Genomic DNA, 22012 nt, shown 5'->3' with positions numbered 1-22012 from the left:
TTACAGTTACAAAAGTCCATCCTAACTTCGTACCGTTAATTTCATCTATCGATGAAAAGTTACCAGCATTTCTTTCCCATGCAACTTTGTTGTAAATGCCCCGTTCGGTTCAGATTTGACCCTTTTTAATATCTCTTCGTTAATATAAGAACTCTGTTCCTTTTCTTCCTTGCTCATTTCATCGATAGATAAAGCCATATGTTCTCTTTTCATGGATTCATTACAATATTGTAGTCGTTTCCAACAATATACATAATCCCATCATATGACAAATCTACATCACTAAATACTCTTCCTAAATTTTCATAGTTGATATAGAAGAATAACTGCCCCTGACTTTTAAGCTTTGTCTTGGAAAAAATACTCTTTGCCAAAGTAACTACTTTACCGGATAAACCGGTTGTATCCTGATGAATTTCAACATCCTGTATATATGGATCATACCACTTTGAATTTTCTCCACTTTCCAAAAAAGTTTTAACGCTTTCAATTTCTTGGATATTCGTATTGTGACTCAATATCTGTTGTCCGGAAATGGAAGTTATGTAATTATTGGAAATCGCTAAAATACTGTAAAAATGATTGCTTTTTTGCTCCGTATAATCTGTCAATAACGCTTTCAACTGACCGGAATATCTACTTTGCAATACCTCATCCTCTACCTCGTTCAAATTTGAAATAATATCCGCTATTTGCTCGTCCCTGCTTAAAACCATAGCCTCCTGTTCTACCGTTTCAAGGAGCATCCGCATATTCGAACTAGTTTGCTTTGAAACCTGCAATGTCCCATCTTTTGCCTGCTCAATGAGGATATTTCTCACAATTCCAAATGAATAAAAAATCACTATCGATAAGGATACTGTAAGAACTAAAGTAACAATTACATTGAGTTTAATTCCTATACTTACATCTTTCAACCTGAAAAAGGGCATAAAAATGCCTTTTCTTTCATTGGTCTCTTTCTCGTCTGAATTCTTTATGAAATGTGATTTTAATATCACCATTTCTTTGAATTTCTTCAATTTTTTTAAACTTAAGGTTTTAATTCTGTTAAAAAAACCTTTTACATCAAACCTGATTTTCATAATTTGCATCTACCCTTTTGGTGTAGTAAATACCCTTCAACAAAATCATCGTCTAATTATTCAGTACGTATTACAATTAAATTTTGAGAAATTCAAATGACTTCTTGTCTGCCATTATGCAAAAAACATCAGTTAAAGACAGCTTACAAAGCTGCAGGCAGGCACACATTATAAAAGAATACAATTAATTATTCGCAATGCGGAAATATTGCCGTATTTTTCAAGCACACATTAATGTAGAAAAATTATACTGTAAGCGGAAATGCAATATTATAACTATTTACCTTCTATCTAAATTATAACATAGATATTCTCTTTTGTTAATAACAATATATTACAGTGCATAGCATTTATTAAGATATTTATCGCTATGGTTGACAAAAATTACATATAGGCATCTGTTCCATCTCGTTTATCAAGAAGCAATTATATTTGTATATGCTTGCTTCCAGCTGTCACAACTGTTTGACACCTATTTTTTTTGACTGTATAATTTAACTGAGTATAGCAACTTGTTGTATTTAGCTTCATTATATTGACTTATTGGCAAAAACAGAAAACAAATTTTAAGTATGCTGTTCGAGTAATCACTACACTGAAAAAGGAGGATATGTATGACCTCAGTAAAAGAATACAAATGCCCCAGTTGCGGTGCAGGTTTGGATTTTGACCCCCCTTCTCAAAAATGGAAATGTCATTATTGTTTCAATGAGTACGAAAAAGATCAGTTTGATATATCTGATAACGAAGAAATCCTCAATGAGGAAATGCCCGAATTGGACTCATATATTTGCAACAGCTGCGGAGCTGAGTTAATTGCCGATAATACTACTTCTGCCACCTTCTGCATTTATTGCAAAAGTCCTGCAGTTATAAAATCAAGATTTTCCGGTCGATTCAAACCTAAAAGTGTAATTCCTTTTAGATTGACAAAAGAGCAGGCAAAGGAAATCTATCAAAAGTGGATAAAAAAACGCATATTTGCTCCCAAAGAATTTAAACTTAAAGAAGAAGTTGACAAAGTAACCGGAATTTATGCTCCTTTCTGGTTGTTTGACTGCAAAGCGGACGGATTCATCAGCGGAGAAGCCACCAGGGTCAACTCTTGGAGCAGGGTGATTACAGATACACTCAAACAAAATATTACCGTATCGTAAGAAGAGGCCATGCCCGTTACAAAAGAATTCCTGTGGATGCATCCAAAAAGCTGGACGATAAATACATGCATATGATAGAACCCTTTGATTACAACGATTTAAAAAACTTTTCCATGAAATACATGTCCGGTTTTATGGCCGAAAAATATGATGTTGAGGCAAATGATGCTGCGGCTATCCTCAAAGACAGAGTAAGAGATTACCTATCGGAAAGGCTTAGAGGCACTGTTAATGGTTACTCTTCCTGCAGCATAACAAGCAAGAATGTAAACATATCCGAAGTAAAAGGGAACTATTCAATGTTGCCGGTTTATCTTCTTGTAAATAAATACAAAGACAAAAGCCATATATTCATGGTAAACGGACAAACCGGCAAGGTAGTTGGGGACACTCCCCTCTGTCTTCCAAAGCAAATACTCTTTGCTGTTGCAGTTTTCTTAATTGTATGGATTATAGGTGTGTTTGGAGGTGCCTTATTTGCATAAAAAGACAAGAATTTTAGTATTGGCTCTGTTCTTTCTTACTTTTATTTCATATATTGCACAAATCATAGCTTTTGCCGAAAGCTCCAACAATGTTATAGACTATTTAAATTATCTTACCGATAGTGAAGTTTTAACTCTTCAGACTGAGATTGACAGCATTAAAAAAAACTATCGGCTTGATGTTGTTATTGTCATTACCGACGACACTCAAGCAAGTCTTCCCGCGATTTTGCCGATGATTTCTTTGATTATAACGGATATGGCATAGGCAGCGACTACTCCGGTCTGCTGATGCTTGTCAACATGCAAGATAGAGAAATGTTGATATCTACATCCGGCAGAGCTATTGATATTTTTACAGACAGCAGAATTACCAGAATGGAAGACAATGTAATCAGTTCTCTTTCCAACGCCGATTACTATAATGCATGCAAAACATTTATCAGGGATGTCAAAAACTATGCCAATGCCGGCGTTCCATCGGGACAATACAGGGTTGAGACCGAAATAACATATGCTAACAAAGTATCCCGTAGGATGAAATCCTTACCAATATATATAACTGCCCTTGTTATATCATTGGGGGCTACATTGATTTTGTCCTTGTCCAGTAAAGGTAAGGTTACAATAAATTCCGGCACTTACGAAGAAACCGGTTCATTTGTACTTTCCGAAACAAGAGACGATTATATTAGAGAATCGACAACACGAACCAGAATCAATGACAGTTCAAGTTCGGGGGGAAGCGGAAAAAGCAGTACCCACATTGGAAGCAGCGGCAGAACACATGGCGGCAGCAGCAGCGGCAGAAAATTCTAACGTTAGATTTACCAAGCCTGTGAAACTGCCGGATTTCACATCAAGTAGTTTCACAGGGCTTTTAAATTATACTCAAATCACGATTACTCAATTACCACTGCAGTACCCGAAGCCGTTACCATAAGCATATTTCCTCCCTGTCCGAGCACCTCATAGTCAATATCCACTCCTATTACCGCATTGGCACCCATCTGGGCTGCTCTCTCTTTCATCTCCCGAATTGCTCCTTCTCTGGCATCAATCAATTCACCTTCATAAGACTTTGAACGACCACCAAAAAAGTTTGTAAGACCGGCGGCGAAATCTTTTATAAAATCCACACCGGAAATAACTTCTCCACAAACTATTCCTTTATACTCAACAACCCTTCTGCCTTCTATCCCATTCGTTGTGGTTATAATCATCTAAAATCCCTCCAATTTAAAATTTTGAACTGCAATACAATTACATTATATAATAGATATATTATATATTGCCATCATCAAACCAATATTACTTCTATTTTTTCTTATAATCATTAGCAAGGCAACATAAATTTCATTTCATTGTTCAAATTGACTATTATATAAATTGGCATAAAAGCCTTTTTGCGAAAGCAACTCATCATGAGTACCCTGCTCTATAATATCACCGTCTTTCATAACGAGAATAATATCTGCTTCTCGTATTGTAGACAAGCGGTGTGCAACAATAAAACTTGTACGGCCTTGCATAAGTCTTGCAAAAGCCTCCTGGATTTTAACTTCGGTACGGGTATCAATGGAAGACGTCGCCTCATCCAGGATAAGCATCGGCGGCAAGCAAAGCATTACGCGGGCAATACTGAGCAATTGCTTTTGTCCCTGCGAAAGGCTTCCTCCTTCTTCACTGATTACGGTGTCATAACCGTATTCCAGCCGTTTGATAAAGCTGTGAGCATGAGCAGCCTTTGCGGCAGCAATAATCTCTTCTTCCGTTGCCTCGGGCTTGCCCATAGTGATATTTTCACGAATAGTACCGGATTTCAGCCATGTATCCTGCAATACCATGCCATAGTTTTCTCTTAAGCTGTTTCGGGTAATGTCCCGAATGTCTATTCCCTCCACTTTTATGCCTCCGGAATCAACATCATAAAAACGCATCAAAAGATTAATCACTGTAGTTTTGCCGGAACCGGTGGGGCCTACAATCGCCACACTCTGACCGGGTTCTACTTTTAAGTTTAAATTCCGAATCAAAGGACGTTCAGAAACATAAGAAAAAGCCACATTATCAAAAAGGACATTGCCACTCGCTTTCTCAAGTATAATTGCATCTTCCGCATCCGGAATTTGAGGTTTTTCTTCAATCAACTCAAAAATACGTCCGGCACAGGCAATAGCATTTTGCATCTCGGTAATCACACCGGAAATTTCATTGAAAGGTTTTGTGTATTGGTTTGCATAACTTAAGAATATGGAAAGACCGCCAACTGTCATTGAACTGCCCACATCACCGCCAATAACCGCTATTGCTCCTGCAAGGGCAACCGCTGCATAGACAAGGCTGTTGATAAAACGGGTCAACGGATTGGTCAGGGATGAAAAGAAAACTGCTCGAAGTGAGCATTTTTCAAGCCTTCTATTAATCTCATCAAACTTTCTAAGTACTTCTTCCTGATAGGAAAAAGCCTGAACTATTTTTACATTGTCAATCATCTCTTCTATAAGCGAGGTTTGTTCGCCGCGGGTTTCGGACTGCAGCTTAAACATGGAATAGGTACTTTTTGCAATAAAATTTGCAACAAAAAGTGAAAGCGGTGTAAGAACAACTACAATAAAAGTAATTTTTACATTTATGGTCAGCATAAAAATCAATGTACCGATAATTGTAACAACACCTGTGAAAAGCTGGGTAAATCCCATCAAAAGTCCTTCAGCAAACTGATCCGTATCAGCAATCACACGGCTTACAATTTCACCGTGGGGATGAGAATCTATATATGAAAGGGGCAAAATCTCAATTTTTCGAAAAGCTTTTTTGCGAATATCCCGCACAACTTGGTAAGTAATATTGTTGTTTATTGTGTGCATAAGCCATTCGAGTATTGAAGTAATCCCAACGGCAAAAGCTATTTTGACAAGAATTTTAGCCACCGCTTCAAAATTAACATTGTCCGGTCCTATGATATAATCAATGGCATTACCGATGAGAATAGGCACATAGAGAGTTAAAGCAACTGTAGACGCAGCAAGGACAACGGAAACCGATAGTAGGATGCGATAGTTTTTAATATATTGAAAAACCTTTCGGATGGTATCTATTTGAATCTTCTGACTTTTCATATATTATTTTTCCTCCTTCTTGAATTGGGAGTCATAAATTTCACGATATACCTCACAAGTTTCAAGCAACTCGTCATGCTTGCCTATGCCGGCAATTTCTCCGTCGTCGAGAACAACTATTTTATCCGCAAATTGAATGGATGAGGTACGCTGTGAAACAATGAAAAGGGTCGGATTGTCCGGCATCTCGCGAAGAGCCTTCCGAAGAGCTGCATCGGTTGCAAAATCAAGGGCCGATGCACTGTCATCAAGGATTAAAATTTCAGGTTTCTTGACTAAAGCACGAGCTATGGTAAAACGTTGACGCTGACCTCCCGAAAGGTTTTTTCCCCCCTGTTCGATAGCAAAATCGAGACCATCCTTCTTTTGAGCCACAATTTCTCCAGCCTGAGCCATATTAATGGCTTCCATAATCTCTTCATCGGTTGCATTATTATTTCCCCAGCGCATATTTTCCCGGATACTGCCTTTAAAAAGCACAGCCTTTTGGGGTACGATACCGATTTTGTCCCGAAGCTCTTTTAACGGATAATCCTTAACATTAGTGCCGTCCACAATAACCTCTCCCGAGGTAGCATCATAAAATCTCGGAATCAAATTCACCAGTGAAGTTTTACCGGAACCTGTACCTCCAATAATTCCAACCACCTCTCCCCGGCGAACGGAAAAATTGATATCCGTTAAAGCTTCACCGCCGGCATTTTTGTACTTTAATCCCACATGACGAAATTCAACAGCATATTCGGACCCACTGTTTTGAGATATGGATTCTTTTTCAATTAAACTGGATTTTACATCAAGGACTGCACTGATACGATTTGCACTGGCAACAGCCTTTGTAATGCTAATGATCAAATTTGCAAACTTTATAAGTTCAACAAGAATCTGGGACATATAATTATATAGTGCCAGAACCGCACCTTGCGTAAGAACTCCCGCTGATACTCGAATTGCTCCAATATGGATAAGCCAGATAATGGCAATATTGATGATGACATAAGTCAAAGGATTCATTAGTGCAGAAATCCTGCCTACAAATTTCTGTGTTGCAGTTAATTCTTCGTTGCGTTTGTCAAATTCTTCAATTTCTTTTTCTTCAAGACGAAACGCCCTGATGACTCGAACGCCCATCAGGTTTTCCCTTGTTGAATTCAACACTCTGTCAAGCCTATGCTGTACTTTCTTGTAAAGGGGAATGGACAGCAGCATAATGGTAAAAACAACTATAAAAAGCGCCGGAATCGCTACAACAAAAGTAAAAGCGGCCTTAGCATCTACGGTAAACGCCATAATCATTGCACCAAACACAATAAAAGGCGAACGCAGCAAAAGTCGCAGTGTCAGATTTATTCCGGTCTGCACCTGATTCATATCGCTCGTCATACGGGTAATCATACTGGATGTCCCAAGGGTATCAATCTCAGTATAAGATAAATAACTGATATGTTTAAATAGTGCACGGCGAAGCTTTGTCACAAAGCCGACTGATGCTTTGGCGGCAAAGTACTGGGCTGTTACCGAACACACCATTCCTACAACACCTAAAAGCATCAAAATCAAGCACATTTTAATAATATATACTTTGTCAGCCCGCCCAATGCCAATGTCAACTATAGATTTGATAACAATAGGCACAAGCAATTCAAACGATGCCTCCAAAAGTTTGAGCAAAGGGCCAAGGATACTTTCTTTTATATGCCCCTTTAAATAAACCAACAACTTTTTCACAACCGTCCTCCAAGCTGCTTTTTTTACACATATATATTACCATGATTTATAGTGTACTGTACGTGTAAAAATAATTCAACTATGGAGCTTAATTTTAAGAGTTTATGTATAATTGATTCTAACTATATAATTTTATAAAAATTCAAAACTTATAACACGATTTACCTTATCTATTTCTCCCGGCAGTTTTTAATTATATTTTCTATGAATTCTTACGAAAGATTAAAATCTCTCCTATCCTGTCAAAATAAATAAAAAATTCTCTTCCTCACTATAATATCATTTTGGCATACGCGGCTATAATTAACAAGAATACCGTCTTGCCAATTTATGTGTTGGGATTAATTCTTATAGATCAAAAAAGCACTGGGGTGAAGGTTCTCCCAAGTGCTTTTTGAGAAAAGCAAACTCATTCCAAATTCTCACAGTACCAGCGGGGGCCTCCGGCACTTACAAGAATTATATTTGAATTTGCAGTAAAATCGCCGGTTCGAATTGCAAACTTAACTTCCTTTGTAAGAGTATCGCGCAAAGTAGAGTGTTCTACAATTTCACAAGGCATGTTTTTGTCAAACAAACTCAAATATTCTTTATACCTTGATGGACTTACATCAATTGTTGCCTGACTTAGAATGAGTTTTTCAACACTGAAATGTTTCAGTAGTACTTTTAATACATCGATAGTTGTAGGAACGTTTATATCAAGTGAAATGTCGATAACTTTTGTAGTGTTGGGTATAGCCAGTCCTGCATCTGCAATAAGAATGCGGTCCGTATGTCCCATTTTGGCAAGTTCTGCAACAATATCCCTATTTAAAATCCCTGTTTCAATCAATTCTCGTCCACCTCATTCTTTGCGCTCATAGCAATTTATCAGAATTTCATACATCTCATCAATTGTTGCTACACGAGGATTGTTGAGATAGTCCCCTAAAACCTGGCCATCGTCTGCTATTTGACGAATTTGCTCTTTAGTTACATTCATATCTTTAAATCCAATCCACAAACCTATTTTTTTAAGAAAATCATCAATTGCCCTACAGGCTTCTTTTGCCGCCTCTTCATCAGAAAGTTCATTCAATTCCGGATTAAGTATTCTTCCAACTTTTGCAAACTTTTCAACTGCCCATGCATATGTGTACCTTGTAAATTGGGGATATATTATTGCCAAAGCCTGACCGTGAGATACATGGGGAGCATGTCCCCCAACTTGCATTCCCAGCCCATGGGGTAATGTTACTCCTGCGTTGGAGTTGGTAAGTCCCCCCAACGTGTCGGCCCACGCCATCTTCGAACGGGCTTCCATGTCCTTCGGATTTTCCAAAGCCTTCGGCAAATATTCCCGAATTATTTTAATCGCTTCTATCGCCATCATCTCAACCAGCGGACTTGTGTTGACCGAAAGATATGCCTCAAAATTATGGCAGAACGCATCAAAACCGGTTTGTGCAGTTACACTTTTGGGCATCGTAGCTGTTACCTCGGGGTCAACTATCGCAACTTTGGGAAAGATGTTTCTGTGCCAGATTGCCGATTTATCCTGTTCACTTGTTTTTGTAATAACAGCACATTGGGTACACTGGCTTCCGGTTCCCGCTGTTGTCCCTATTGCAATAATGGTAGTGTTGCAGATGTAGGCCCTGGAGTATGGCAATTATAATCCCAAGCAGTCCCCGGGTGAGTTGCCTCAACCGCAATGGCTTTTGCAGTATCCATTGAGGAACCTCCCCCCAACCCGATAACCACATCAACACCGAATGCCTTTGCAATATTTGCTCCTTCCGTTACAACATCAGTAGTGGGGTTTGGGATAACGCCGTCAAAATGCACTACCTTCAAACCGCTTTTTTGGAGGGATTCCTTTACTTTTTCATAGAGCTCTTTTACTTCCGGAAATTCCGGTACGGTTACCAGCAAAGCTTTTTTACCGTATCGAGCAGCTATTTGGCCAATTTCCAGAACTCTGCCGCATCCGAAAACAATCTCAGTAGGTGCATAATAGTTAAAAGCTTTCATAATCTATTTTCCTTTCATGTTGATTTAATTTTACTTTTACTTCTTTGGATAGTACTCATCAACATTATCCTTAGTTACTATTACAACACCTGTGTCAAGATTACCCGGAAGAGCCTTGTCCGAAAGACCGTTTGCTTCTGTATAGAGCATCATCATGCTCCAGTAACCCATATTGTACATTCCCTGGGCAACTGTACCGTCAATTTCACCGCTCTTAACTTTATCAAGAACCGTTACGTCAACGTCAAACGCAAGAACTCTCAAATCTTTCTTTGATTCTGCAACTGCTGTCGGTCCTGCAGTACCTGCAACACCGTCTACGCAGAATACACCAACGATATCGTCGTTTGCCTGCAATGCAGCAGCGAGGTTGTCTGTAGCAACAGTTGTGTCACCCGCATCATTAACTTTAACCAGGGAGATTCCAGGAGCATTTTGCTTACACCAGTCTTCAAACCCCTGAACACGGGATTCACTGTTCTCTGCTCCGACTGTATACAGCACAGCAATTTTGCCTTTATTGTTTACCAAAGGTACCAAAAACTCAGCTGCCTTTTGGCCTGCTGCATAGTTACCGGTTCCAAGATATGCGGAACGGTTTGAAGTAGGAGAGTCAGAGTCAAAGCATACAACTGAAATACCTTGTTTAATAGCTGAATTAATTGTATCTGCCAAAGCAGTGGAATTAACTGCGGTTACTGCTATACCTTTTGGTTTTTGAGCAATAACTTGTTCAAGTACTGCAACTTGACCTGCAACGTCAGTATCTGTCTGCCCGGTATATTTTGCGGTTACGCCAATTGCATTTGCTGCGTCCTCAAACCCTTCGAAGCAGTACTTCCAATAGTCTATACCGGAAAGGAAAGTCACCATGTAGTACTCATCTGAAGGATTGCCTACATAACCGTTTGCTTGTCCGTCACCTGCACCGGTACCTGAATTGCATGCTGTAAATGTAAACAACAGTGTTACTGCAAGGATTAATGCAAAGAGCTTTTTCATAAGACTTCCTCCTTATTTTTTGCTATTATCTTTCAGTGCATGATGCACTAAAATCCTTAAGATTAAATTCACTTAGAAGATTTTGCTTGTGATTTTGCAGTTAATTTGTCCAATCCGAAAAATTTCATTATAAAACTTGCCTTTCCGCTCTTGCGGTGACTTAGATAGTCAATTGTAACAGCCAGTACAAGTATTGCGCCTTGCACAAACTCCTGCCAGTAAACTGAAATGTTCATCATAACAAGTGCTGAATTAACTATCTTTAACAGGAAAATTCCCATAACGGTTCCCAAAACACCTCCAGAACCGCCCGTCATTGATGTTCCTCCGATAACAGCCGCAGAAATTGCCGTGGTTTCGGCGCCTTTGCTGAGTTCAGGAGTTGCAACATTAAAACGTGCCAATGACAATATGCCTGCCAATGTGGAGATTAATGCAATTGTTACATATACACCGATTTTCACTCTGTCCACATTTATACCTGAAAGTCTTGCGGCATTTTCATTGCTGCCGACATAGTATATATTTCTGCATGCTTTCGAATATTTCAAAAAGATAAATGCAATTGCTGAAATAATTATAAATATTATGAAGAGCACAGGTATTCCAAAAATCGAGCCTGTCGCAAAATAGCGGAATGACTGAGGTAAATATCCTGAGACAGAAAGCGGCGAGCCCGTTGTTATAATATAAGCCATACCCCGTGCAAGATTCTCCATACCCAATGTGACAATAAACGGCGGCAAGCTATTTTTGAAATCATAAAACCATTGAAAAGACCTACAACCAAACCACTTGCAATACTAACAACACAAGCAACCCAAATGTTAACACCCTGCAATGCCAGGTAACCCGTTATGACACATGTCATAGCAGCAACACTGCCTACGCTCAGCTCTATTCCACCTAAAATCAATGCCATAGTCAAGCCAATTGCAAACAAGCCGTCAACAGAAACACTTAATGCTATTGATCTCATGTTGTTCGAGTTTAAGAACTTAGGTTGAATAATCGAAGTAATTGCCACAACCAAACCAATTATTAAAAATACAGTTACTTCGCGTTGTAAAAATAGCTTTTTTACTATTCCCGTTATTTTGCTTTTCATTGTCTTTCCTCCTATGACAAATTTGCTCCGGAAGCCAATTTCATTATATTTTCTTCAGATACCTGTTCTCCCTGTAGGAATCCTGCCAGTCTTCCTTCATGCATCACCGCAATTCTGTCAGCCACACCGATGATTTCCGGCAATTCACTGGAAACAATTATTACACCAACACCTTGTTCGCTTAATGAACGCAACAGATTATGAATTTCACGTTTGGCACCCACATCAATACCCCTTGTAGGCTCATCCATAATTATCACTTTGGGATTTGTTGAAAGCCATTTCCCAATCAGGCATTTTTGTTGATTGCCGCCGGACAAATTACTGATAGGATATGACAATCCCGGAATTTTTATTGACAATGCCTTAACATATTTGTCTGACAAACTGTACTCACGTTTTTTTATGATCCATCCGCGTTTTGAAACAGCTTCAAGGTTTGCACTGCTGATATTTTTTGCTATGCTCATATGCAAAAACAAACCCGAATTTTTTCTGTCCTCCGTAAGATAGCAAATTCCCCTTTTTACTGCATCCCTATAACGTTTGAACTTTTGTTTTTCACCATTTAGATAAATCTCCCCGTTCCGTATAGGTCTATTGCACATAATCCTCTCATTACCTCGCTGCGGCCTGCTCCTACCAAGCCTGCAAAACCTAGAATTTCTCCTTTTCTTAATGTAAAGCTTACGTTATCAAATCCATTCCCGCTTAAATTTTCGACCTTAATAATATAGCTATCTTCCTCAATTTTTGAAGCCTTATCCGGATAAAGCTCACCAAGGTCACGTCCTACCATTGCTCTTATTACATCTTCATGCGCAATTTCGGAAACATTCATGCAGCCAACATACGCTCCATCCTTTAAAACCGTGACCCGGTCGCATATTTCAAACACTTCTTTCATGCGATGAGATATAAACAGCGTCGATATGCCTTTTTTCTTAAGGTCTTTGACCACCTGAAACAGTTTTGCGGTTTCCTTGTCAGTCAAGGAACTGGTAGGCTCATCCAAAATAAGGAGCTTACAATTAAGGGAAATAGATTTTGCTATTTCAACCAGTTGCTGTTCACTGACTGTTAAATTACTCACAAGAGTTTTGCTGCTGAAATTGGCATCCAAAGTTCGGAGTATCTCATCGGCGTCTTCATAAAGTTTTTAAATCGATTTTACCGCCTTTGCTTGGCAGTCTCCCAATAAAGATGTTCTCAGCAGCGGAAAGATGCGGACACAAACAAAGCTCCTGGTGAACAAAACCTATTCCGGCATCTTGAGAGTCCTTTGGATTTTTGGGATTGAAAACTTTACCGTCAAATTTCATAATGCCTTCAGTTGCAGGAAAAACTCCACCAACAATATTCATTAAAGTACTTTTCCCGGCTCCATTTTCTCCGCACAAACCGTGTACCTCACCCTTTCTTACTTCAAGGCTAACACTATTTAGTGCCCGTGTCCCCGGAAATACTTTCGAGAGACTTTTAACTTCCAACAGTAAAGCATTATTCATGTACGCTCCTCCTCGGTTAACCAACTTCACCATAGTTTTCATCTGCCAATAAGCGGTCTATATTAAGTATTTCCTGTAAGAATATAATTAGAGTATAATTTTTGAATTGATATCTGACTTTTTTATGCAAAGGATAAAAATGATTATGAGTATTTGCTAAGAGGGTAATTACTTAGTTAACTTAACTAACTATAACTTTATTATATCCCCTTTGTTTACATAAAGTCAATGGCTATTTTGAATTTAGATATTTAGGCACAAAACAGATTGGACGCAAAAAAATATATAATAAAATTTATAATAAAATTCATTTGTGTAAGTACTTAGTTATTTGACAAAAAGTCAATATTATTTACTACAATCCATGCACCGCCTATGGCAGTAGCAAAAAGTCCACTCTTACCAACAACAATTTTAACATTTCCCCCGGCATAACGCATCTGATACTTGGATACAGCTTTTTTAATCATGTCTATAAAGAAGTCTCCATTTAGCGTTAAACCGCCGCACAAAATGATTTGCTCAGGGTCAAGCATGTTTATGGCAATTGCCAAGCCTTTGCCTATATAATCAGCCGCCTTTTTGACTATGGATTCAGCCAAGTTATCACCTTCTTTTGCGGCATCAAAAACCATTTTGGCTTCAAGCTTCTTCAAATCACCATCGCATTTTTCCACAATGCTGGTTTGTATTTTATTCGCAATTGCAATACGAGCTTGGCGTGCTATTGCTTCACCGCTTGCAATGGACTCAATACATCCATAATTGCCGCACGAGCAATACGAACCGTGATTTTCAACAATAATATGGCCAATTTCGCCACTTGTTCCACTTACTCCATAATATAAACCGTTTGGCAAAACTATTGCCGATCCGATACCGTATGCAAGGTTTACCCCAATAATACAAGATGTAGAATTGGGCTGCATATTCTTTATCTCCCTATAACCAGGGCACGGTTTGCATTTTCAACCAACACATTGAAAGGAAGTCTCTTTTTAAGCTCATCTTGCAAAGGAATATCATTCCATCCAAAGTTCGGGCTAAACAGTACCCTGCCGGTACCTCTCTCAATTAAACCGGGCATTGCAACACCTATGCCAACAACTCTGTCATGGGGTAATTTGGATTCGTTTATGCTGCTTATAGTCATCTCGGTTATCTGACCTATTAATTCTTCAGGTTCCACCGATTCCGTGGGCTTGCTTACTTTGTAAATAATATCCCTGCAGTTGTTCATCACAACTACTCTGACAGATGTTCTTCCTATATCCACTCCGATAAAGAAAAACCTGTCCGGTACTACCGCAAGCAATTCAGGGCGTTTCCCACCGCTAGATTCACCTTTTCCAACAGCGTAGATAATGCCTTTATCAATCAAATCCTCAGTAATGGACATGACCGCCGGAATGCTCAGACCTACTTCTTTGCAATAACAGCCCTGTTTATTTTATTTCCTTCAAGAATGCAATTGAAGACATTTATTCTATTGTTGGTAGTTACACTGTTTAAATCAAGCTTTGTAAACTTGCTCATTTTACCCCTCCCTTCCTGTATTTACACCAGCAAACAAGGCACATATTTCATTTTTTTACTTCCCATTGGACGCTTCTCTTACAAAAGTATCTATCGTACCTAAATCAGGCATTGCAGGAATTGCGCCTTTTTTAGTAGTTACAATGGCACCGGCAGCATTTGAAAACGCCAGAAAGTTTTCCCATTGCTGCGAGCATGTCTTGGATATCTCTTCCAACGACATATCTTTTAGCTGCCATAGCATGGCTCCCACAAACGCATCTCCAGCTCCTGTAGTATCAACTGTTTTTACATTGTATCCGCCATGGCAGGCATGACAAGCTTTAGTAAAAACGTAAGAGCCTTTTTCGCCGCAAGTAACAAAGATGACTGACGGACCGAGGCCAAGCAGTTTGCCTGCCCCCTGGAAAAAATCCCTGCTTTGGGTCAAAAGAAAAAGTTCATCTTCACTAACTTTCACCAAATCGGCATATTCCATTGCTTTTAACATGTATTTGCATGCTTCTTGTTCATCACTCCACAACGCCGGACGGTAATTCGGGTCATATGAGATTATCGCCCCGGCTTCTTTTGCAATTCTTGCAGCCTCTAAAGTCGCAGTACGGCTCGGCTCATCAGTTAAAGAGACAGCTCCAAAGTGCAAAAAACGACATGTTTTTAATAAATCTTTATTAATTTCACCTACATCCAAACTGACATCAGCACAATGCTTTCGATAAAAACTAAAGGATCTGTCACCCTTCTTATCCAGATGAACAAACGCCAAAGTCGTCATTTCCTTTGAACTCATCAAGAGGTTGGTTGTATCGATTCCGGCATTATCAAGAGTTGCTTTTAAGAACTGCCCAAAACCGTCTTTTCCTACTTTTCCGATAAAGGCGGTTTTTGCGCCCAGTTTTGAAAGCATTGCAAGAACATTCGCCGGAGCACCGCCAGGATTTGATGAAAAAAGAGGCAATCCATTTTCATTCGTACCAGCGGGCAAGAAATCTATCAGCAATTCTCCAACCGCAATCACATCAAGCATAAATTCCCACCCAATTATTTAATTAATTTTTTATTCAAATTAATTCTAATCCTCATCATTATTAACATCAACTAGAACTTTCATAGTAGTTTCACGATTATTGTCAATGTACTCATAAGCCTTTTCCCAGTCCTTGAAGCAAAATGCCGGCTCATCAATGGAGTTAAGCTCACTTTGCCCGCCTCAACAAGCTCAATGGCTTCCAAATAGTCCTCATGGCGATACATCATTGTTGTATTCAAATCCAACTCCTTGTCATTAAGCGTTGCAAGGTCAACCGTTGCCATATTCTCAAATACTGCAACCAGTACAATTATGCTTCCTTACGGGAATGGCGTATGGCTTGGCCTATTGTTATATTATTCCCAGCGCAGTCATATATAATGTCGGCTTTGTCAGGTCCAAAACAACGGAGCACAGCTTCTGCGAAATCCTCATTTTTGGTATTGACTGCAAAATCAGCGCCGCATTTTAGCGCTAATTCCAAACGGTAACAGCTTATATCTGTCACCATAACCTTCCTTGCACCCTTTGCTTTCAGGGTCTGTACAAGCAAGATTCCTATTGGACCTGCGCCAATCACCACAATGTCCTTATCTTTAACATCACCAACTCTGTTCGCCGCATGAACGGTAACAGCTAAAGGTTCAATCATTGCTGCCTCGTCATAGGAAAGATGGTCAGGGACAGGTGTTACATTTTTAGCATCAATAGCAAAGTATTCACTGCCTGCTCCAACGGTCTGGAATCCCATAACTTTTAGTTCTTCACAAAGGTTATATTTCCCTGTACGGCACGGATGGCATTTACCGCATACAACCTGCGGCTCTATAGTCACTTTCTGGCCAACTTTCAGATGTTCCACACCTTTTGCAACTTCAACGATTTTTCCACTTACTTCATGACCCTGAGTTACCGGATACTTTGTGAAAGGATGTTTGCCATGATTTACATGAATATCCGAACCACAGATGCCAATTCTCATAACCTTTATAAGTACTTGACCTGATTTTAATTCCGGTTTTTCCACTTCGCGGAACTCAATCTTTCCGGGAGATACCATTACCGATTGCAACATAAACATGCCCCCTGACTTACTTAATTTACTTACTTAACTAACTTAAGTATAACCTTTTTTACCCCCTCTTGTCAATATCTTTGATTTTCTATTATTTGCACTTTGTTGGTATTATTTGCTGACATAAAAATCCACCTATGCCTATAAACAACATAAGCGGATTTTAAATTCATATTTTTCTTGATAAAGCATTGTTTAAAATAAAGACTTAGTTAACAAAGTTTAAAACACCACACTAATATTTAACGCCATTATACAACAACCTAAGAATAGTATTAACGGTTTCAGGTGAAATTTTTAAACTCTTTGCTCATTTCATCATTTTCTACCACTCTGCCTTTCCTGCCTTTTTGCATATATTTCATTTAACCTTTCTTAGTACAGGCAATTCCTGCACTTTTTTAATTATTAACTTCACTCCTGTCCCAATACTTTTGCCTACGACAAGCTTACAGTTTTTTTAGTAAAAATCAACCAAAATCAATTATGTTTATATCTTCTTTTGCTATCAACATGTGCTATTTTCATCGATTAGATATCAAATATTTTTCCATCTAACCAACTCGTACTCAAACTTCAAAGTTCTTATTTTGCTTACTGAAAACATTGCATATAGCAGCATTTATACATCCCGATGCCGCAATAACCAAAATATCTACCGGCGCAAGTACAATACCCGGCAAGCCATCAAATAAAAATCCGGAGCCAAAACGGTACAAATGCCCACTTAAAAGCACCATCTCACCGATATACATAACAATTGTAACAGCTGATGCTACAAACGATGGAAGCAATACCGAAAGCGTTTTCTTCTTCCCAAGCAGAAACGAACCGGCATATACGCCTGCTGTCACGCCAAACACAACAAAGAACAAGCTCATAAGCACCGCAGAAATTGCAGATACCGTAATTTCTCCATCCCTGAAAAATGCAGTAAAACATGCAAAAATGCATAGTCCCAGAAATAAAGCAGTCAATACCGACTGAATAACCAACGCCTTTAGCCTACTTTTATTCTTTGTAATAATCATTTGGGCAAAACCATAAAAACAGTTTACAAGAGCAAATATTAGAACTACTGAAATAGCATAAAAGTGAATTTTAAATGCCGGACTGTAATCTCCAATGAGCACATCAACCGGCCTCCATGTCCTTGTCTTAAAGTTTTCCGGCGGTACATAGCACATAAACATTTGCCAGCTTTCAAGAGTTGTCTTAATAGTATCTGTAACAATGACCATATTCTCGAGCAAAAGTTCCGATACAAAGAAGACCAGAAGAGATATTGCTGTAGCTACTGCCAATGCAAACTTTTTGGCATACTTCATCATAACCGGTAATAATAAAACAGCAACTATAATTGCCAAACTAATTGGTGTATACGGTATTATGTACTTAGGATAGTTTTCTGCCAAAACCGTTCCGTCCCGTACCATATCATCAATAACTTTCAACCCCATAAAAATGGATAAATCGATGCAATTAACACTCCAATCACAGAAAACAGATAAAACTTTTTAAATTGAGTCATTTATACCCCTCCTTATAAACCAAATCAGCATATATTTCTCTGAACGGAATATAATCCTCCAGCCTGGAACTGGTAACTCCATGCATAATATCGTCCCAAGTCACTTTATCATCATTTACCAGCACATATCTTGCAAACGAAGTAAAAGTAGAATAGGGATTTTCGGATTCTCCCTCGTACTTTACAAGATATTTATATTCCGACGCATGCAATTTTTCCTTTTCGTAGTGGACCACACGAAATGTTTCCCCGTTATAATCAACTTCTAAGATAAACATCATCGGATAATCATCTTTTATGCTCTCATAATATTCCGGATCGTAATCCGACGGGTCTCCGATTGTGTAATAGTGAACAACCCGGATTTTGCAAGGTATTTTCTTCGAGGACAAATCAACAAAATTCTGCCACGCTTCTTGTCCGCAAGTTGCATCACCGTCCTCTATCACGACATAACCCTCACGTTTTGCATCCTTCAATGTAAAACTGTCGGCTACATATTTCAGCTCCTTCCATTCATCGGGCAATAGTTCCGCTTTGTCGCAACCGGACAGCATAAGAATAAAAAACACTACGGCGCAGCAAGTATAAAGGATTCTTTTCATATCCTCCCCCCTTTTTAAGAAGCATTTGTCAGAAGCACATATCCGATTGCAGCAGCAAATACTATAAAACTTACAACCGAAATGATTGACAGCTTTTTATAGGACAGAATGCGGTCGATGCGCACCCGTATCTTTGCCCCACCAAACGGTGAGACAAAAACATTTGTGCTTTCCGCACAATCAACAAGAGCCAGTGCATAAGCCTTTTTCTCATCTTCTCCACAGTCTGCCAGCACTTTCTCATCACAGGCAAGTTCCGTATCTTCCAAAAACTTTTTTAAGAACAACCAAACGAAAGGATTAAACCAATGAATAGAAGCGGAAATAACGGCAATGACACGCCACAAATTATCCTTACGGCGAATATGAGCCGATTCATGGGCTACAACGTAATGCAAATCCCGTAACTCATAACTTTTCGGCACAATAATCTTCGGACGGAAAACACCGTATATTGCAGGCGAGGTTATTTTATCCGAAACATAAATATTATCCCGTAAAAGACCGGCATCTTTTAATTCAGATTTTGTAACAACGTAAAGTATTGAGAAAACTAAAACCAGAGCAATAGCGACAATAATCCAAACTATCGCTGCAATACCGATTAAGCTTTCAATCATATTCACCTTGTAAGTAATCGGAAAGTAATTATCTGCAGCCATAATATAGTTTGCAAAGGTAAAATTCAAAGCTCCATCATATAAAACCACACTCCTAGTAGTAAAAAACTTTGAAATCACCGTCATCAAACTATATTTGCTTGGAATTCCAACCGGAATCCACATTCTAAGAAAAGGAATCACCCATAATATATGTACCAAACGCCGCGGTAACTTTTTTATCTTTCCTAAGAGTAAAACAATAACACCCACAACAGACGCCGATATACTCATGTTGAAAAGGTAATAGAATACTTCAGAAAGCAACACCTTCACCTCTCTTCAATCATCTTTCTAAGTTCATCCAAATCATCGGAAGAGAGTTTTTCATCCTGAAGCAAAGCAGAAAAAAGAGCTTTTTTCGAACCGCCGAAAAACTTGTCTATAAGGCTTTTTGTCTCTGCCTTACACACATCTTCACGAGAAATCAGAGAAGTACAGATAAAGCCTGGTTCTTCTCTTTTGATATATCCCTTGCTCTCAAGCTTTTTTATAACAGTATAGGTGGTATTTTTGTTCCAACCAATCTGCTCAGCAGCAATAAGACTTATCTGCTTTGCACTAATCGGTTCATTTTCCCACATAATCTCCATAACTTTAATTTCGCTATCAAATAGCTTTTGCATTTCAACTAACACCCCAATCAGACTATCTCTATAGTCTAGACTATCATAGTAGTCTAATATTGTCAATAGGAGTCAATAAAATATCCCGGGTATAAAAATAAAAGCAGCAGACAGGTTAAAATACCTTGCCCACTGCTTTTTGATTAGAAATATATAAATCATTTTATACTATCTATTACTCCCACTCAATAGTTGCCGGCGGCTTGCTTGTTATATCATACACAATTCTGTTAATATGCTTAACTTCATTTACAATCCTATTCGATATTTTCTCAAGAATGTCATAAGGAATCCTTGCCCAATCGGCAGTCATAAAGTCTGTAGTGGTAACCGCCCTAAGCGCAAGGGTATAATCATAAGTCCTTTCGTCACCCATGACCCCAACACTTCTCATTCCCGTAAGCACTGTGAAGTACTGGTTAATCTCCTTGTCGAGTCCGGCATTTTTTATTTCCTCTCTGAAAATATAATCGGTATCCCTGAGTAGATCCAACTTCTCTTTTGTAACCTCGCCAATAACCCTGATAGCAAGTCCGGGTCCCGGGAACGGCTGTCTCATGACAATATCTTCGGGTATTCCCAGCTCTATTCCCACTTTTCTTACCTCATCTTTGAAAAGGCTACGGAGAGGCTCAATTATCTCTTTAAAATCCACATAGTCAGGAAGACCGCCTACGTTGTGATGACTTTTTATAACGGCAGCATCGCCAACTCCGCTTTCAATTACATCCGGATAAATGGTTCCTTGCACCAAAAAGTCAACTGCACCGATTTTCTTCGCTTCCTCTTCAAACACCCGGATAAACTCTTCCCCAATAATCTTTCTTTTTCTTTCCGGGTCCGTGACTCCCTTGAGCTTTTCTAAGAACCTGTCCTCCGCGTTTACCCTTATTAAATTAATATCAAACTGGTTTTTGAATACTTCTTCAACCTGATCCCCTTCGTACTTTCTAAGAAGACCATGATCGACAAAAATACATGTAAGCTGCTTTCCAACTGCCTTGTGAACCAAAACCGCTGCAACAGAAGAATCAACACCTCCGGAAAGAGCACACAGAACCTTCTTGTCTCCTATCTTCTCTCTGATGCTGCTGACGGAATGCTCTATAAAGGAAGCCATTTTCCAATCCCCGGAGCATCCGCAGATTTTGAAGAGGAAGTTATTTAATATATCTCTTCCTTTTGGAGTATGAACAACTTCAGGATGGAATTGAACACCATACAACTTCTTTTCGATGTTTTCCATTGCTGCCACAGGACAATTGGAGTATCCGCACATTTTACAAATCCTTCGGGAAGATTATTGACATAATAAGTATGGCTCATCCAGCAGGTTGATTCCTTTTCGATTCCCTCAAAGAGTTTGCTGCCGGTATCAAAGATGATGTTTACCTTGCCGTACTCACGCTGCTCTGCTTTTTCCACAGTTCCTCCAAGCATATAGCTCATAAGCTGCATACCATAGCAGATACCCAAAACCGGAATTCCCAGCTCAAAAACTTCCTTGTCGCAAAATGGGGCTTTAGGATCCAGTACCGATGCAGGACCTCCAGTAAAAATAATCCCCTTTGGATTCATTGACTTTATTTTATCAATAGAAGAGTTGTAAGGTAAAACCTCACAATACACATTTGCCTCTCTGACTCTCCTTGCAATGAGCTGATTATATTGTCCTCCAAAGTCGAGAACGAGAATTAATTCATTATTCAAGCTAACATCTCCTTCAAATAAAACTATGA

18 protein-coding genes and 5 pseudogenes are annotated in these 22012 nt (G+C 39.0%); 4 read left to right on the top strand and 19 right to left on the bottom strand.

Translation table 11 applies throughout. The annotated features are described in order from the left end of the window. Positions 1-45 precede the first annotated feature (45 nt). Together JCM21531_RS21000 and JCM21531_RS20995 are read right to left on the bottom strand one after the other, a co-directional pair. Complete coding sequence (locus JCM21531_RS21000; protein WP_243467323.1) at positions 46-213, bottom strand: hypothetical protein; 168 nt, start codon at positions 211-213, stop codon at positions 46-48. Further along, on the bottom strand, positions 210-1085 hold the full coding sequence (locus tag JCM21531_RS20995; RefSeq protein ID WP_243467322.1) for a cache domain-containing protein: 876 nt from the start codon (positions 1083-1085) through the stop codon (positions 210-212). Before JCM21531_RS20995 ends, JCM21531_RS21000 begins: the two co-directional genes overlap by 4 nt. Positions 1086-1699: 614 nt before the next feature. On the opposite strand from JCM21531_RS20995, the gene JCM21531_RS20990 reads away from it, so the two are divergent. From JCM21531_RS20990 to JCM21531_RS06420, 4 genes are read left to right on the top strand one after another with little or no spacing between them, the layout of a single operon-like run. After that, positions 1700-2242 (top strand): TFIIB-type zinc ribbon-containing protein, encoded by a 543-nt coding sequence (locus JCM21531_RS20990; protein WP_243467321.1) that lies wholly within the window; start codon positions 1700-1702, stop codon positions 2240-2242. Next, positions 2191-2727, top strand: coding sequence for a hypothetical protein (locus tag JCM21531_RS20985; RefSeq protein WP_243467320.1), 537 nt, complete (start codon positions 2191-2193; stop codon positions 2725-2727). The genes JCM21531_RS20990 and JCM21531_RS20985 overlap by 52 nt, the downstream gene beginning before the upstream one ends. Continuing rightward, on the top strand, positions 2720-2995 hold the full coding sequence (locus tag JCM21531_RS20980; RefSeq protein ID WP_243467319.1) for a TPM domain-containing protein: 276 nt from the start codon (positions 2720-2722) through the stop codon (positions 2993-2995). The genes JCM21531_RS20985 and JCM21531_RS20980 overlap by 8 nt, the downstream gene beginning before the upstream one ends. Next, positions 2992-3546 carry a TPM domain-containing protein gene (locus JCM21531_RS06420; protein WP_243467327.1) on the top strand — a complete coding sequence of 185 codons (555 nt, stop codon included), beginning with the start codon at positions 2992-2994 and terminating at the stop codon, positions 3544-3546. Before JCM21531_RS20980 ends, JCM21531_RS06420 begins: the two co-directional genes overlap by 4 nt. An 83-nt stretch (positions 3547-3629) precedes the next feature. Here the strand turns inward: JCM21531_RS06420 and JCM21531_RS06415 are convergent, their stop codons facing one another. The 17 genes and pseudogenes from JCM21531_RS06415 to guaA all read right to left on the bottom strand — a co-directional run bounded on the left by JCM21531_RS06415 (position 3630) and on the right by guaA (position 21983). After that, complete coding sequence (locus tag JCM21531_RS06415; protein WP_038288427.1) at positions 3630-3950, bottom strand: putative heavy metal-binding protein; 321 nt, start codon at positions 3948-3950, stop codon at positions 3630-3632. Positions 3951-4088: 138 nt separating this feature from the next. Continuing rightward, the gene (locus JCM21531_RS06410) at positions 4089-5849 is read right to left on the bottom strand and encodes an ABC transporter ATP-binding protein (RefSeq protein ID WP_038288426.1); all 1761 of its coding nucleotides are present in this window, start codon (positions 5847-5849) and stop codon (positions 4089-4091) included. Between the two features lie 3 nt (positions 5850-5852). Next, complete coding sequence (locus tag JCM21531_RS06405) at positions 5853-7577, bottom strand: ABC transporter ATP-binding protein (RefSeq protein ID WP_038288424.1); 1725 nt, start codon at positions 7575-7577, stop codon at positions 5853-5855. A 409-nt stretch (positions 7578-7986) separates the two neighbouring features. Further along, positions 7987-8412, bottom strand: a complete 426-nt coding sequence (gene rbsD, locus JCM21531_RS06400) for a D-ribose pyranase (protein WP_038288422.1) — start codon at positions 8410-8412, stop codon at positions 7987-7989. 12 nt (positions 8413-8424) lie between these two features. Further along, a pseudogene (locus JCM21531_RS25045) lies at positions 8425-9593 on the bottom strand (iron-containing alcohol dehydrogenase). Between the two features lie 36 nt (positions 9594-9629). Beyond that, positions 9630-10595, bottom strand: a complete 966-nt coding sequence (locus tag JCM21531_RS06385) for a substrate-binding domain-containing protein (protein ID WP_038288417.1) — start codon at positions 10593-10595, stop codon at positions 9630-9632. A 68-nt stretch (positions 10596-10663) separates the two neighbouring features. Next, positions 10664-11703 (bottom strand): annotated as a pseudogene (locus tag JCM21531_RS06380) (ABC transporter permease). Between the two features lie 11 nt (positions 11704-11714). After that, positions 11715-13211: pseudogene (locus tag JCM21531_RS25040) on the bottom strand (sugar ABC transporter ATP-binding protein). A 323-nt stretch (positions 13212-13534) separates the two neighbouring features. After that, entirely contained in the window at positions 13535-14140 is a 606-nt protein-coding gene (locus JCM21531_RS06370; RefSeq protein ID WP_279378993.1) for an ROK family protein, read from the bottom strand. A 5-nt stretch (positions 14141-14145) separates the two neighbouring features. Next, positions 14146-14610, bottom strand: coding sequence for an ROK family protein (locus tag JCM21531_RS23600; RefSeq protein ID WP_279378992.1), 465 nt, complete (start codon positions 14608-14610; stop codon positions 14146-14148). A gap of 192 nt (positions 14611-14802) precedes the next feature. Beyond that, on the bottom strand, positions 14803-15774 hold the full coding sequence (locus JCM21531_RS06365) for a carbohydrate kinase family protein (protein ID WP_038288414.1): 972 nt from the start codon (positions 15772-15774) through the stop codon (positions 14803-14805). Positions 15775-15819: 45 nt separating this feature from the next. Further along, a pseudogene (locus JCM21531_RS06360) lies at positions 15820-16852 on the bottom strand (zinc-dependent alcohol dehydrogenase). 569 nt (positions 16853-17421) lie between these two features. Beyond that, positions 17422-18312 carry a hypothetical protein gene (locus JCM21531_RS06355; RefSeq protein ID WP_243467317.1) on the bottom strand — a complete coding sequence of 297 codons (891 nt, stop codon included), beginning with the start codon at positions 18310-18312 and terminating at the stop codon, positions 17422-17424. Between the two features lie 67 nt (positions 18313-18379). Next, positions 18380-18988: a hypothetical protein gene (locus JCM21531_RS06350; protein ID WP_038288411.1), complete on the bottom strand. Its 609-nt coding sequence runs from the start codon at positions 18986-18988 to the stop codon at positions 18380-18382. 14 nt (positions 18989-19002) lie between these two features. Next, positions 19003-19917, bottom strand: coding sequence for a M56 family metallopeptidase (locus tag JCM21531_RS06345; RefSeq protein ID WP_243467316.1), 915 nt, complete (start codon positions 19915-19917; stop codon positions 19003-19005). Between the two features lie 2 nt (positions 19918-19919). After that, entirely contained in the window at positions 19920-20273 is a 354-nt protein-coding gene (locus tag JCM21531_RS06340; RefSeq protein ID WP_038288408.1) for a BlaI/MecI/CopY family transcriptional regulator, read from the bottom strand. Positions 20274-20448: 175 nt separating this feature from the next. Continuing rightward, positions 20449-21983: pseudogene (gene guaA, locus JCM21531_RS06335) on the bottom strand (glutamine-hydrolyzing GMP synthase). Positions 21984-22012 lie beyond the last annotated feature (29 nt).

Origin of the sequence: Acetivibrio straminisolvens JCM 21531 (genome assembly GCF_000521465.1) — a bacterium.
In the GTDB taxonomy this organism is placed as follows: Bacteria; Bacillota; Clostridia; order Acetivibrionales; family Acetivibrionaceae; genus Hungateiclostridium; species Hungateiclostridium straminisolvens.
Note: the sequence above shows the minus strand (reverse complement) of the source record. Positions and strands in the feature narration are given on the sequence as shown.

Bases quoted from the DNA above. Each gene is read 5' to 3' on its own strand.
- JCM21531_RS06355 (WP_243467317.1), bottom strand. From the start codon at position 18,312: ATGGGGTTGAAAGTTATTGATGATATGGTACGGGACGGAACGGTTTTG.
- JCM21531_RS06415 (WP_038288427.1), bottom strand. From the start codon at position 3,950: ATGATTATAACCACAACGAATGGGATAGAAGGCAGAAGGGTTGTTGAG.
- JCM21531_RS23600 (WP_279378992.1), bottom strand. From the start codon at position 14,610: ATGTCCATTACTGAGGATTTGATTGATAAAGGCATTATCTACGCTGTT.
- JCM21531_RS06340 (WP_038288408.1), bottom strand. From the start codon at position 20,273: ATGCAAAAGCTATTTGATAGCGAAATTAAAGTTATGGAGATTATGTGG.
- JCM21531_RS06370 (WP_279378993.1), bottom strand. From the start codon at position 14,140: ATGCAGCCCAATTCTACATCTTGTATTATTGGGGTAAACCTTGCATAC.
- JCM21531_RS21000 (WP_243467323.1), bottom strand. From the start codon at position 213: ATGAAAAGAGAACATATGGCTTTATCTATCGATGAAATGAGCAAGGAA.
- JCM21531_RS20995 (WP_243467322.1), bottom strand. From the start codon at position 1,085: ATGAAAATCAGGTTTGATGTAAAAGGTTTTTTTAACAGAATTAAAACC.
- JCM21531_RS06385 (WP_038288417.1), bottom strand. From the start codon at position 10,595: ATGAAAAAGCTCTTTGCATTAATCCTTGCAGTAACACTGTTGTTTACA.
- JCM21531_RS06350 (WP_038288411.1), bottom strand. From the start codon at position 18,988: ATGAAAAGAATCCTTTATACTTGCTGCGCCGTAGTGTTTTTTATTCTT.
- JCM21531_RS06365 (WP_038288414.1), bottom strand. From the start codon at position 15,774: ATGCTTGATGTGATTGCGGTTGGAGAATTGCTGATAGATTTCTTGCCC.
- JCM21531_RS20990 (WP_243467321.1), top strand. From the start codon at position 1,700: ATGACCTCAGTAAAAGAATACAAATGCCCCAGTTGCGGTGCAGGTTTG.
- JCM21531_RS06410 (WP_038288426.1), bottom strand. From the start codon at position 5,849: ATGAAAAGTCAGAAGATTCAAATAGATACCATCCGAAAGGTTTTTCAA.